This window comes from Dysosmobacter welbionis (assembly GCF_005121165.3).
Taxonomy (GTDB): domain Bacteria; phylum Bacillota; class Clostridia; order Oscillospirales; family Oscillospiraceae; genus Oscillibacter; species Oscillibacter welbionis.
Map to the genome: position 1 here is coordinate 114,456 of NZ_CP034413.3, position 12,851 is coordinate 127,306.

13 protein-coding genes and 1 other annotated feature are annotated in these 12,851 nt (G+C 62.3%); of the genes, 3 read left to right on the forward strand and 10 right to left on the reverse strand.

Annotated features, from left to right (window positions below; all coding sequences use genetic code 11):
* Positions 1-32: 32 nt before the first annotated feature.
* Entirely contained in the window at positions 33-608 is a 576-nt protein-coding gene (locus EIO64_RS00640) for a DUF5662 family protein (protein ID WP_025544735.1), read from the forward strand.
* A gap of 102 nt (positions 609-710) precedes the next feature.
* Here the strand turns inward: EIO64_RS00640 and EIO64_RS00645 are convergent, their stop codons facing one another.
* From EIO64_RS00645 to EIO64_RS00675, 7 genes are all read right to left on the reverse strand, one after another.
* The gene (locus tag EIO64_RS00645) at positions 711-860 is read right to left on the reverse strand and encodes a hypothetical protein (protein ID WP_249390747.1); all 150 of its coding nucleotides are present in this window, start codon (positions 858-860) and stop codon (positions 711-713) included.
* Complete coding sequence (locus tag EIO64_RS00650; protein ID WP_249390748.1) at positions 809-1,522, reverse strand: helix-turn-helix domain-containing protein; 714 nt, start codon at positions 1,520-1,522, stop codon at positions 809-811. The genes EIO64_RS00645 and EIO64_RS00650 overlap by 52 nt, the downstream gene beginning before the upstream one ends.
* 193 nt (positions 1,523-1,715) lie before the next feature.
* On the reverse strand, positions 1,716-2,726 hold the full coding sequence (locus tag EIO64_RS00655; RefSeq protein ID WP_136890653.1) for a YeiH family protein: 1,011 nt from the start codon (positions 2,724-2,726) through the stop codon (positions 1,716-1,718).
* A gap of 112 nt (positions 2,727-2,838) precedes the next feature.
* Positions 2,839-3,921, reverse strand: a complete 1,083-nt coding sequence (locus tag EIO64_RS00660; RefSeq protein ID WP_136890654.1) for a hypothetical protein — start codon at positions 3,919-3,921, stop codon at positions 2,839-2,841.
* On the reverse strand, positions 3,914-4,345 hold the full coding sequence (locus EIO64_RS00665; RefSeq protein ID WP_249390749.1) for an RNA polymerase sigma factor: 432 nt from the start codon (positions 4,343-4,345) through the stop codon (positions 3,914-3,916). The genes EIO64_RS00660 and EIO64_RS00665 overlap by 8 nt, the downstream gene beginning before the upstream one ends.
* A gap of 181 nt (positions 4,346-4,526) precedes the next feature.
* A complete protein-coding gene (tyrS, locus tag EIO64_RS00670; protein WP_021749320.1) occupies positions 4,527-5,762 on the reverse strand; it encodes a tyrosine--tRNA ligase in 1,236 nt (411 codons plus the stop codon).
* Between the two features lie 71 nt (positions 5,763-5,833).
* Positions 5,834-6,079, reverse strand: a binding site (T-box leader).
* Between the two features lie 19 nt (positions 6,080-6,098).
* The gene (locus tag EIO64_RS00675) at positions 6,099-6,383 is read right to left on the reverse strand and encodes a hypothetical protein (protein WP_025544700.1); all 285 of its coding nucleotides are present in this window, start codon (positions 6,381-6,383) and stop codon (positions 6,099-6,101) included.
* Between the two features lie 141 nt (positions 6,384-6,524).
* On the opposite strand from EIO64_RS00675, the gene EIO64_RS00680 reads away from it, so the two are divergent.
* Both EIO64_RS00680 and EIO64_RS00685 read left to right on the forward strand, forming a co-directional pair.
* Entirely contained in the window at positions 6,525-6,677 is a 153-nt protein-coding gene (locus EIO64_RS00680) for a hypothetical protein (RefSeq protein WP_249390750.1), read from the forward strand.
* Positions 6,678-6,781: 104 nt separating this feature from the next.
* Entirely contained in the window at positions 6,782-7,570 is a 789-nt protein-coding gene (locus EIO64_RS00685; RefSeq protein WP_158629660.1) for a GntR family transcriptional regulator, read from the forward strand.
* 72 nt (positions 7,571-7,642) lie between these two features.
* Here EIO64_RS00685 and nifJ read toward each other — a convergent pair whose 3' ends face one another.
* The 3 genes from nifJ to EIO64_RS00700 form a co-directional block, all read right to left on the reverse strand.
* Positions 7,643-11,170 carry a pyruvate:ferredoxin (flavodoxin) oxidoreductase gene (gene nifJ / locus EIO64_RS00690; RefSeq protein ID WP_136890657.1) on the reverse strand — a complete coding sequence of 1,176 codons (3,528 nt, stop codon included), beginning with the start codon at positions 11,168-11,170 and terminating at the stop codon, positions 7,643-7,645.
* Between the two features lie 258 nt (positions 11,171-11,428).
* Positions 11,429-12,535, reverse strand: coding sequence for a YigZ family protein (locus EIO64_RS00695; protein WP_249390751.1), 1,107 nt, complete (start codon positions 12,533-12,535; stop codon positions 11,429-11,431).
* A 26-nt stretch (positions 12,536-12,561) separates the two neighbouring features.
* Positions 12,562-12,780 carry a helix-turn-helix domain-containing protein gene (locus tag EIO64_RS00700; protein WP_021748733.1) on the reverse strand — a complete coding sequence of 73 codons (219 nt, stop codon included), beginning with the start codon at positions 12,778-12,780 and terminating at the stop codon, positions 12,562-12,564.
* Positions 12,781-12,851: the final 71 nt, after the last annotated feature.

Below are 12,851 nucleotides of genomic sequence, written 5' to 3' on the forward strand. Positions count from 1 at the left end.
GCTATACTGGAACGTAAGATACTGGAAACGGGGTGATCTCCTTGCATTTCTGGGCCCATCTGCGGACCATAAACCGCCACCGGGCACTGGTGCGGAAGTACTGCTTCCGCCTGGGGCTGTACTGGCAGGGCCTGACCCATGACCTGTCCAAGTACGCCCCTGTGGAGTTCTTTGCCGGGGTGAAATACTTCCAGGGGGATCACAGCCCAAACGACGCCCAGCGGAAGGAACATGGATACAGCGCCTCCTGGCTCCACCACAAGGGCCGCAACCGCCACCACTTTGAGTATTGGACGGATTACAGCCCCACCGGCGAGGGGATCGTAGGTGTGGAGATGCCGAGAAAATATGTGGCGGAGATGTTCTGCGACCGTCTGGCCGCCAGCAAGGTCTACCGGGGAAAGGATTTCAATCCCGGTGACCCTTACCAGTTCTATCTCCGGGGCAAGGACCGGCGGCTGCTGATCCACCCGGCCACTGCAGCGCTTTTGGAGACCATGCTTTTAAAGCTCCGGGATGAGGGCGAGGACGCGGCCTTTGCATATATCCGGCAGGAGATCCTGGGAAAGTCCCAGGATGCCCCACCGCCGGACCCCCGGCGCTTTTGACAGGTGCACAGATTGTCCCCCTCCACTGATGCCGAGAAGAGCCGTATGCCGGCGAGCAAACATTGACCATGTTTGCTCGCCGGCATGAGACTGGGCAGCGATTTACTTGATATGGGCGCCGATCTCCGTCAGCAGCCGCAGCAGGGGCCGCCACAGGTCCGGGTGGTGCTCCAGCAGAAAGGTCTGGACCTCCGGGGCCGTCAGGCCGTCTCCCCACAGCAGCACATGGCTGCCGGAGGCGAACTCCCCCACGGCGGTGGGCGCCACGGCGGAGACCGCCACGGCGATCTTGGCGGCAATGGCCGCCACGCCGCCGGCATAGACCCCCACGGCGCTGACCCCCAGGGCCAGATACCCCAGGGCCGCCACGCCGAAAGCCGCCAATCCCCCGCCACGATGCCCAGGGACAGCATTCCCATGGCCAGCACGCCGAAGGTGAACAGGCCCACCCCCACGATGCCGATGGCCACCACGCCGATGGCGCAGTTGCCGATGGCGATGATGCCCTTGGCCGTGTTATCCATGGACAGTTTCCCGTTCCGGACGAAGCCGAACCGGATAGACACCAGGGGCAGGCCGAAGATCCGGGTCTTGCTGTCGTAGCGGTAGACCCTGCCCTTCACATAATTGGTCAGCTCGTCCACCTTTTTTTCCAGCCGGTCTGCCTGCTTGGAAGAGATTTCCCCGCTTCCGCCGCATGGATTGTCCGGCTCCTCCATCCAGTCCTTCACCAGATAGTCCACGGACACGCCGAACAGCTCTGACAAGGAGATCAACTTCACAAGTTCCGGCATGGCAGTGCCGCCCTCCCACTTGCTGACAGACTGCCGGGTGACCCCCAGGCGGTCTGCCAGCTGCTCCTGGCTCATGCCGGACTTCCGCCGCAGCCCCGTCAATTTCTCGGAAAATGTCATCGGAGAACACTCGCTTTCTCATTTGGATGCCCTTATGATAAGCCACCCGCCGCGCACCTGGCAAGAACGCGGCGGGTGGAACTTTGTCAACTCCAGGTTGCAGCCCTTGAGGCCCAGGGGATTCCAGATTTTTGCCAGGCTCCGGGTGCTATGGCGGGAGTTCCTGCTGCGACGGGCGATGAGGCAGGGTGTTTTACCAGATCCCCAGCAGGTGCTGGACCAGCAGGCTGACGCCGGCAATGGCCACCCAGCAGCAGAAGCCCATGAAGATGGGCTTGCCGCCGGTCTTCACCAGCTTCACGATGTCGGTGTTCAGACCGATGGCTGCCATGGCCATGACGATGAAAAACTTGCTGGCGTTTTTCAGGAAGCTCACCGCAGCCGCAGGGATGGGCAGAACCGTGGTGATGATGGAAGCCAGCAGGAACAGCAGCACAAACCAGGGGAAGATTTTCTTGATGTCCACCTGGGCGCCGCCCTGCTTTCCCTCCCGGCGGGTCCTCAGCAGGGCCAGCACCAGCGTGATGGGGATAATGGCCAAGGTCCGGGTCATCTTCACGATGGCGGCGGTGTCCAGGGTATTGGCGCCGGGATGCATTCCATCCCAGGCGGCGGCCGCCGCAGTGACGGAGGAGGTGTCGTTCACCGCGGTGCCGGCAAAGAGGCCGAAGCCCTCGTTGGAGAGGCCCAGCACACCTCCCAGAGTGGGGAAGATCAGAGCCGCGATGACGTTGAACAGGAAGATCACAGAGATGGCCTGGGCGATCTCCTCGTCATCCGCGCCGATGACCGGGGCAGTGGCGGCGATGGCGCTGCCGCCGCAGATAGAGGAGCCCACGCCGATGAGAGTGGAGATGTTGCTGTCCATGTGCAGGGCCTTATAGAGGGCGAAGGCCACGATCAGGCTGGTGGCGATGGTGGAGACGATGATGGGCAGTGACTGTCCCCCCACCTGTAACACGCTGGAGAGATTCATGCCGAAGCCCAGCAGCACCACCGCCAGCTGCAAAACCTTCTTGGAGGTGTAGGTGATGCCGCTTTTGGCACTTTTCTGATCCTTCCAGAACAGGGCGATCACCATGCCGATGAGGATGGCGAACACCGGGCCGCCCACCACCTCGAACCGCTGGCCCAGCAGCCAGGCAGGCACGGCGATTACCAGACAGATCAGGATACCCAGCGCGTTTTTTTTGACAAATTCCATAATTCGTTTCCTTTCTCTCTTGACAATCGGAGTTGTATCATATCATGCCGTTCAGGATTTGTCAAAAAAATCCGGGGCGGCCTCTGGCCGCCCCGATGATGCAATGCCAGGCTCAGTGGAGGGGGATCTCCGTCTCTCCCCACAGCAGATAGTCCGCTTGAGACAGATCCACAGGCCGGGCGAAGAAGCCGCTCTGCTCCATCCAGCCGCTGCCGCCCTTGCTGAAGCTGCTGGCAACCTCCACCTGCGTCCCATCTTTCAAAACCAGCAGCAGTTCTGTGTCGGGGATAGCTATATCTGAGAATTCCACTACCTCTCCGCTGTCAGCCGTCACAAGCGCCACGGCGTCTCTGCCGTTTTCTGCCGCCGCGGCCTGGACGGCGTTCTCATCGTAGTGATAGCTCCACTGGAGCCCCAGAGGAGAGACCTTCAGACGATCCATGGTCAAGGTGCCGCAGGGCGCCTGTGCCGTGACACCGGCGACATCCACCGCCAGCAGGCTATCTTCCGCCAGACCACCGGAGAGCACGAAGTCAAAATCGCCGGAGAAGATCTCCGTATAGGCCTTCCCATCCGTCTGCTTCCACAGCCCTGGTATGTGGAGGACCTTTCCCTCCAGGTCTCCGTCCGCCAGAATGGAGAGTACCACTGTCAGCGTGTTGTCCGCAGGATCCGGGTCCTCCAGCCAAGTGAACTCCGTGGAATAAGAGATCGCCGGGTCCCCGCCGTCCGGCTCCCGCAGCTCAAGCCACTCGCCGTTCAAAATATCATCGCCGAAGAGCTGGTAGGTTTCATTTTCACCGTCCAAGGGTGGCAGGACCGTGCCCTCTGGGGCCTGAATCTCCAGCATCAGGTAGAATACCCCATCCATGCCGAAGGCCGCCATAGGTGTCATCATGGCTCCGCCTGCGGAGACCGCACCCGACAGGCCGCCGCTGAGGGTGTCCACCACCGCCTGCTCCCCCGGGTCCAGTCTGCCGAAAAAGCTGTCCCATAGCGACGCAGTAACAGCCGCCGCCGTGCCCACCAACAGCACTGCTGCCAGTACCGCCGCCATCCCCCGTTTCATCCACAAGCTCCGGTGCTGGACCGGCGGTCCGGCCTGCTCCGCCATCAGGGCGTCCGTCAGGGCGGACCTCCCCGCTTCCGTGAACTGTACCTGGTCCAACTCACTCTGATAAGCATTCCTATCCATAAGCGCCTCCCAGCATGTTCCGCAATTTTGCCTTGCCCCGGTAGAGATACGTGCTGACCTGACTGGCCGTGCAGCCCATCAACGTCCCGATCTCCGCCGGCTCGTATCCCTCGTAATACCGCAGGTACACCGCCTGGCGGTATCGCTCCGGCAGGGCCTGCACCGCCGCCAGCACAGGCCTCTCCCCCGGCTCCGGCAGATGGACCGCCGCGTGGGCCGCCGCCTCCAACGGCAGGCGCCGCCGGACCCAGGCGGATTTCTTCCAGTCCTTGCAGCAGTTGACGGCCACCCGGACCACCCAGGCCCGCTCCAGCCGCTCCTCCGCAAAGCGGCGGGGACTGGTCAGCAGCTTCAAAAGCACCGTCTGACAGATGTCCTGGGCGTCGTGGACGCTGCCCGTCCAGGTCCAGGCGATCCGCAGCACGGTGTCCGACCACCGCTCTACCAGTTCCTCCGCTTCCGGGCGGGTATATGTGATTTGTTCCGTACAATCAACTCCTTTGCCGGCGCCGTTCTGCTGATAAAACGAATGATGAGGCTGCCATCTGACAGGGACATACAAAAAGCCCGCCGGGAATATCCCGGCGGGCTGACCGAATGTCCGCTTACTGCTCTTCCAGCACGGCCTTGTGATAGACCTTCTTGCCCTTTTTGATGACCGCGCCCTCGCCGCAGCAGTCCTTGCAGCTGAACCTGGCCTCAATATCGGCCACCTTCTGGCCGCAGACCGTGACGCCGCCCTGCTGCACCAGCCGCCGGGCCTCGCCCTTGGAGGCAGCCAGGCCGCACTTTACCAGCAGGGTCAGAATGTCGATCTCTCCCTCGGCGGTGAAATCCTCCCGGCAGAGCTTGGTGCAGGGCATGTTGGCGCTGTCCCCGCCGCCGCCGAACAGGGCGCGGGCGGCCTCCTGGGCCTTGGCGGCCTCTTCCTCGCCGTGAACCAGCTTGGTCAGCTCGAAGGCCAGGATCTCCTTAGCGGTGTTCAGCTGACTGCCCTGCCAGGTATCCATCTCGTCGATCTGCTCCAGCGGCAGGAAGGTCAGCATCCGGATGCACTTGAGCACATCGGCATCTCCCACGTTCCGCCAGTACTGGTAGAAGTCGTAGGGAGAGGTCTTGTTGGGGTCCAGCCACACGGCGCCGCTGGCGGTCTTGCCCATCTTCTTGCCCTCGGAGTTCATCAGCAGCGTGATGGTCATGGCATAGGCGTCCTTGCCCAGCTTGCGCCGGATCAGCTCCGTGCCGCCCAGCATATTGCTCCACTGGTCGTCGCCGCCGAACTGCATGTTGCAGCCCACCGTCTGGAACATGTGGTAGAAATCATAGGACTGCATAATCATATAGTTAAATTCCAGGAAGCTCAGGCCCTTTTCCATCCGCTGCTTGTAGCACTCGGCCCGCAGCATGTTGTTGACGGAGAAGCAGGCGCCCACCTCCCGCAGCAGCTCGATATAGTTCAGCTTCAGCAGCCAGTCGGCGTTGTTCAGCATCAGGGCCTTGCCCTCGCCGAACTCGATAAACCGCTCCATCTGCTTCTTGAAGCAGTCGCAGTTGTGCTGGATGGTCTCCGGCGTCATCATGGAACGCATGTCCGTCCGGCCGGAGGGGTCGCCGATATAGCCGGTGCCGCCGCCGATCAGGGCGATAGGGCGGTTGCCCGCCATCTGCAGCCGCTTCATCAGGCACAGGGCCATGAAGTGGCCCACGTGCAGGCTGTCCGCCGTGGGGTCAAAGCCGATATAGAACGTGGCCTTGCCGTTGTTCACCAGCTCCCGGATCTCCTCCTCGTCCGTCACCTGGGCGATGAGCCCCCGGGCCTTCAGTTCCTCGTAGATCTGCATGATTTGTCTCTCCTTTTGTCCGTTTGTGAAATCTGGGACAGGTATCAAAAACGCCCTCTGTCCCCCAGGGGACAGAGGGCGAGAAGTTCTCGCGGTACCACCTCTGTTCGCGCCGCCCTCGCGGGCAGACGCCTCAGGCCGTGCGAACACACGGCGGCGCTGTAACGGGCGCTCCCGGAGCACGCCTACTGGGCCGAAGGCCGTTTGGGTGCCAGCTCCGCGGTGTATTCGCCGGGCCCTGCCCGCCTCTTTCCACCAGACCAGAGGCTCTCTTGGGGGCGGTCTTCCCGGGTACTGCTCCGCTTCATCACTGTAAGAGGTATTCTAGCCGATTTTTTACAGCTTGTCAACGGGTGGACGGCCTTTCTTTTTGCGGAAGAAATCGTATACACCCTTCTGGCAGTCGTCCTCATCCGCCTGTTCCAGCATCTGGCGGAGACGGCTCTCCGCCTCCTGAAGCGGGGCGCAGGCGCAGGGTGTCCGCCGCAGGATCTCCAGGACCTCATACATCTCGCCGCCGAGCCGCAGATAGAGGTACTTGTACCGGATGTTCTCCTCCGCTTTCTCCTTATAGAACTCCGCTTCCCGCCTGTATGCCTCCGCCGTCTCCAGATCGTCCATTCTGACACCTCCTTAAATTTTGTGTCTATATTCTAGTACGCTTTTTACATAGTAACTCGTTTTGTACTTAAAATCAACTTATATTCTACTGAAATGGAGTTTACTATGAAAAAGCCACGGGACAGTCATCTTGGATTTCGCATGGATAAGGAGACACATGACAAGCTGTTTTATATCGCGGAATATGAAGGACGAACAGGCAGCGGGCAGATTCTTTACCTGATCCGCCGCTGTATCACGGAGTTCGAGCAGGTCCACGGCAAAATCAATCTGGAGGAAGAACTCCGGGACTGAAGGAGCCCCCTCCCGGTCCGGCGCGGTTTTCTGCGCCGGGCTTGATTTTCGCGCCCGCGGCCGCTATGATAGGATACAGATATTTTTCAGAAGTGAGGTGCCCTATGCCCCAGGATCCCAGACAGCGGGACGGCTGCCAATTCACCGCACAGAACATCACAGCGGCCCAGGAGAAGAATCCCTTTGCCAAGATCTCCGACATCGTCTATGAACTGCTGGAGAAGGCCATCTTCTCCTCCGCCATCCCGCCGGGGAGCAAGCTGAACATCTCCAAGCTGGCGGAGCAGATGGGGGTCAGCACCTCCCCGGTGACCCGGGCGGTGGAGCGGCTGGAGGAAAACGGCCTGGTGACCGCCGTCCGCAGCAGCGACAGCAAATACCGCAGCTACTTCGTCTTTGACCTCAGCAGCGAGTCCCTGGAGGACCTGTTCGTGGCCCGGCGGGCCATCGAAGGAGAGGCGGCCTTCCTCTGCGCACAGAAGCGGACTCTGATTGACCTGCCCAGGCTCCAGAAGCTGGCGGACCAGTTCCAGTCCGCCTGGCAGGACTTTGCGAAGGATCTGGATACCGCCCCCACCGCCTCCGAGCGGGCCAAGATCGACCTGGAGTTCCACCACCAGCTGGTGCTGACCACAGAGAACGAGTATCTCATCGACATGTTCGAAACCCTCCAGGGCACCCTTCACTACCTGTCTATCCGCTCCTGCGAGTTCGTTGCCACGGAACAGAAAAAGGACAATCTGATCGTCATGGGCTCCCAGCACGTGGCTATCTGCTCCGCCATCGGCCTGGGGCTGCCGGAGCTGGCTCGCTCCGCCATGGAGCGGCACATCGATTTCTGCTGCAGCCGCTGCCTCATCAACCGCACCTTTCACGCCGCCGGATCCCGCTGACGGCGGAACGAAAGCGCCCCAGGGCAAAGCCCTGGGGCGCTTTCGTTTATAGGAGTGTCGATTTCAGCAAAGTTATTTCTGGGCCGCCAGCTTCTCGTACTGGGCGTACCGGGCGGCGCACTGCTCCTCCGCCTCGGCGAAGAGCTGCTCGGCGATCTGAGGGAAGGTGCGGGTCAGGCCGGAGAACCGGACCTCGCCCATCATGAACTCCCGCAGCTTGCCGTTGGGGGCCTTGCTGTCCAGCTGGAAGGGGTTCTTCCCCTCCGCCGCCAGCTCAGGGCTGTACCGGAACAGGGGCCAGTAGCCGCACTCCACCGCCAGCTTCTGCTCCGCCTGGCTCACCTTCATGCTCTTGGCGATGCCGTGGTTGATGCAGGGGGCGTAAGCGATGACGAGGGACGGGCCCTTGTGGGCCTCGGCCTCCTTCAGGGCCTTCACCACGTGGGCGGGGTTGGCGCCCATGGACACCTGGGCCACATAGACATGGCCGTAGTTCATGGCAATCATGCCCAGGTCCTTCTTGGGGGTCTTTTTGCCGCTGGCGGCGAACTGAGCCACCGCACCGATGGGCGTGGCCTTGGAGGCTTGGCCGCCGGTATTGGCGTACAGCTCGTTGTCCACCACCAGGATGTTCACGTCGATGCCGGAGGCCAGCACGTGGTCCAAGCCGCCGTAGCCGATGTCATAGGCCCAGCCGTCGCCGCCGTACATCCACATGGTCTTTTTCACCAGCTGGTCGGCGTTGTCCCGCAGGAACCGCACGTCGGCGCTGGAGTCGGCGGTCTGGTTCAGGGCGGCGATCAGGGCGTCGGACACGGCCCGGGTCTTGTCGCCGTCGTCGCCGTCTTGCAGCCAGCTCTCCAGGGCGGCCTTCAGGGCAGCGTCGGAGGTGGTGTCCAGGGCGGCCTTGGCGTGGGTCTTGACCTGGTTGCGCTGCTGGTCCACGGACAGGCACATGCCCAGGGAGTATTCGGCGTTGTTCTCGAAGAGGGAGTTGGACAGGGCCGGGCCGTGACCGGCGGAGTCCTTCACCATGGGAATGGAGGGCACGGACAGGAACATGGCCTGGGCGCAGCCGGTGGCGTTGGCGATGTACATCCGCTCGCCGAACAGTTGGGTCATCAACTTCATGTAGGGGGTCTCGCCGCAGCCGGCGCAAGCGCCGGAAAACTCCATCAGCGGCCGCTGGAACTGGCTGCCCCGGACGGTGAACTTGTCCAGAGGATTGGCCTTCTCGGAGAGGGACAGGCAGTGATTCCAGTTGTCCTGCTCCGGCATCTGGGACTCCAGCGGCTTCATCACCAGGGCCTTCTCCCTGGCGGGGCACACGTCGGCGCAGCTGCCGCAGCCCTGGCAGTCCAGGGGATCCACCTGGATGCGGAAGGTATAATTCTCCATCCCCCTGCCGTTGGCCTTGTGGGTGATGCAGCCGGCCGGGGCCTGCTCCGCCTCCTCCTTGGTAAACAGGAAGGGCCGGATGGCGGCGTGGGGGCACACCAGAGAGCACTGGTTGCAGCCGATGCAGTTGTCCGGCAGCCACTGGGGCACATCCACGGCGATGCCGCGCTTTTCGTACTTGGAGGTCTCCACCTCCGTCACGCCGTCGGCAAAGCTGAGGAACTTGCTGACAGGGATCTTGTCGCCGGCCTGGGCGTTAACGGGGATCAGCACGTCCCGGACGTAGTCCGGCACACCTGCGGTCTCAGTCTGCTCCAGGGGCTCGTCGGGCAGGTCCTTCCAGCTGTCGGGCACTCGGATCTCCTCCACGGACTGGAGGCCCCGGTCCACAGCGGCGTAGTTCATGTTCAGGACCTTGTCGCCCTTCTTGAAGTAGCTGTGGGTGATGGCGTCCTTCATGTACTGGACGGCCTCATCCACCGGCAGCACGCCGGAGAGCTTGAAGAACGCCGCCTGGAGGACCGTGTTGGTCCGGTTGCCCAGACCCAGCTCCTGGGCGATGGACACGGCGTCGATGGTATAGAACTTCACATGGTTCCGGGCCAGCGTCCGCTTCACGTGGTTGGGCAGATTCCGCTCCAGCTCCTCCCCCTTCCACAGGGTGTTCAGCAGGAAGGTGCCGCCGGGCTTCACCTCGTGGACGATGTCATAGGAGTGGATGTAACTCTGCTTGTGGCAGGCCACGAAGTCCGCCTGGGTGACGTAGTAGGCAGAGCGGATGGACTCCTTACCGAAGCGCAGGTGGCTTTTGGTGACGCCGCCGGACTTCTTGGAGTCATATTCAAAATACGCCTGGACGTACTGGGGCGTGTTGTCGCCGATGATCTTGATGGAGTTCTTGTTGGCGCCCACGGTGCCGTCGGAGCCCAGGCCCCAGAACTTGCACTCGATGGTGGAGCCGCCGGCGGTGCTGATGTGTTCCCCCACGTCCAGAGAGCGGCGGGTCACATCGTCCACGATGCCCACGGTGAAGTGGTTTTTCTGCTCGCCGGCCATGTTGTCGTACACAGCCTTCATCTGGGCGGGGGTGGTGTCCTTGGAGCTGAGGCCGTACCGGCCGGCCAGCACCTTGATCCCGCTGCGCCCGGCTTCCGCCAGGGCGGTGCACACATCCTCATACAGGGGCTCGCCGATGGCGCCGGGCTCCTTGGTCCGGTCCAGGACGGAGACGGTCTGGACGGTATCCGGCAGCTTGGCCAGGAAGTGGGACACGGAGAAGGGGCGGTACAGATGGACCTGGATTATGCCCACCTTTTCGCCCTGGGCGTTCAGGTAGTCGATGACCTCCCCCAGGGTGCCGCAGACGCTGCCCATGGCGATGACCACCCGGTCCGCGTCCGGCGAGCCGTAGTAGTTGAACAGCTGGTAGTCCCGCCCCGTCAGGTCGCTGACGGCCTTCATGTATTCCTCCACGATGGCGGGCAGGCGGTCATAGGCGCCGTTGCAGGCCTCCCGGTGCTGGAAGAAGGTGTCCGGGTTCTGGACGGTGTTGCGGACCGTGGGATGCTCGCTGTTCAGGGCCCGGGCCTTGAAGCGGCGGACGGCGTCCCAGTCCACCAGGCGGCTCATGTCGTCGTAGTCCAGCACCTCGATCTTCTGGATCTCATGGGAGGTGCGGAAGCCCTCAAAGAAGTGCTGGAAGGGGATGCTGCCCTTGATGGCGGCGAGATGGGCTACGGCGCCCAGGTCCATGCACTCCTGCACGCTGGAGGAGGCCAGCTGGGCGAAGCCCGTCTGGCGGCAGCCCATGACGTCAGAGTGGTCGCCGAAGATGGACAGGCCGTGGGTGGACACCGTCCGGGCGGAGACATGCATGACACCGGGCAGCATGGAGCCCGCGATCCGGTACATGGGCGGGATCATCAGCAGCAGGCCCTGGGAGGCGGTATAGGTGGTGGCCAGGGATCCGGTCTCCAGCGCGCCGTGCATGGCGCCGCAGGCGCCGGACTCGGCCTGGAGCTCCATCAGCTTCACAGGCTGGCCGAAGATATTCTTCATGCCGGCGGCGGCCCACTCATCCACGTGGTCTGCCATGGGGCTGGAGGGCGTGATGGGGTAGATCGTCGCCACTTCCGTGAACGCGTAGGAGATATAGGCGGCTGCCTCGTTGCCGTCCATGGTCTTGAATTTCTTGAGGCTCATGCAGTCTCGCTCCTTTTTTCCATCCTCTCGGGGAGGACAGCGTGATTTCCTTTCCTACTTTACCGCAGGGGGATGCCTCCTGTCCAAATCCATGGAATTTATGAAAAATCCCGCGGATTTTCCACGGATGCGGACGGCAATCTCCCCAGTTTTCCCAGGAGTTTTTGTGCCCGGCCGCGCTTTTGCGTCCAGGCCGGGCATGTGCCTGCCGCTGTTTTCCGGCTTTTTCCGGCATGGTTCGGCCCGGCGCGGGACAAGCTAGGGCGGAGGTGATCTAAATGCATGATGACAGCCGCAAGGTAGAGCTCCCCCGGCGGAGAAAGCAGGAGAAGCCCATCCCCAGCGTCTATCCGGTGCTGGACACCGATCTGGCCCGGGACAACGTGGAAAACGACATTCCGGCGGCAGACCTGGAGGACCTGTGAGGACTCCGGACTTCTTCCCCACAGCTGGGAGGTGAAGCGAATGGCAAGCATTTCCGTCTCCCTGGACCGGAACGCGGACCGGCATGACGTGAAGCTGCTGAAGCGGGAGCTGGACACCCTGCCGGGCGTCACCTCCGTCAGTGTCAGCAGCGGCGGACAGCTGGCGGTGGACTACGACGCCACAGGCGTCCGGCAGGCGGACATTCTGGAAAAGATCCAGGCGCTGGGCTACCACGTCCGGCAGGAACACGCATAACAAAACCGGGAACCGGCCAAAAAGCCGGCTCCCGGTTTGTTTATGTTCCGTTGGCGGACTCCCGGGGCCTGGAAGAAACTCCTCCCCCGCCGCCTCCATAGCCAGACTCCCCGCGGAGAGCTCCGTGAGGCGGGGAACGAACTGTTCCGCCCCGCCCGCCGGGAACGCCGCCCGCAGGCGGATGTCCGCGCCGTACGCCGTGTCCCGCACCACGCCGCCGCAGGCGGTGATCTCCAGCTTCACCCGCTCGAAGAGGGGATATGTGCAGGGCACGTCCCACAGCGTCCACAGGCTCATGGTGCTGATGCCCACGGCGTCCAGGGCTTCCTTGGCTCCCTTGGTATAGGCCCGGGTCAGTCCCCCGGCCCCCAGCAGCACGCCGCCGAAGTACCTCGTCACCACGCAGCATACGTTGGTGACGCTCTCCCGCTGGAACACGTTCAGCATGGGCTGGCCCGCCGTGCCCTGGGGCTCCCCGTCGTCGGAGTAGCGGACCACGCCGCCCTCCTGCAGCAGATAGCACCAGCAGTTGTGGCGGGCGTCGTAGTAGCGCTTCTTCATCTCCTCGATGCGCTCCCGGGCCTCTGCCTCGGTCTCCACCCGCCAGATGTGGCTGATGAAGCGGGATCGCTTCTCCGTGAACGCGCTCTCCCCGTTTTCAAAGGGCACCCGATAGGTGGTCATGGCCGTCCTCCCTGTCTGCTCCGCGCTCATTTCCACACGTCCCGCCGGTCCGTCCGGCCCGCCAGATAGTCCATGGACACGCCGAAGTGGTCCGCCAGGGCGCACAGATTATGGAAACTAGGCAAATTATTTCCAGACTCAAATTTCTGGTAATGCCGTTCTCCAATTCCAATGGCCGTGGCAACCTGGGCCTGGGTTTCTCCGCGCTCTTTTCGGAGCGATCGCAATTTTTCCTGAAATTCCATGCGTCCCCCTTGACACGCCAAATTTTAGGTATTATACTAAACTTAGAAACACGCCATTTTTTATGTTATTC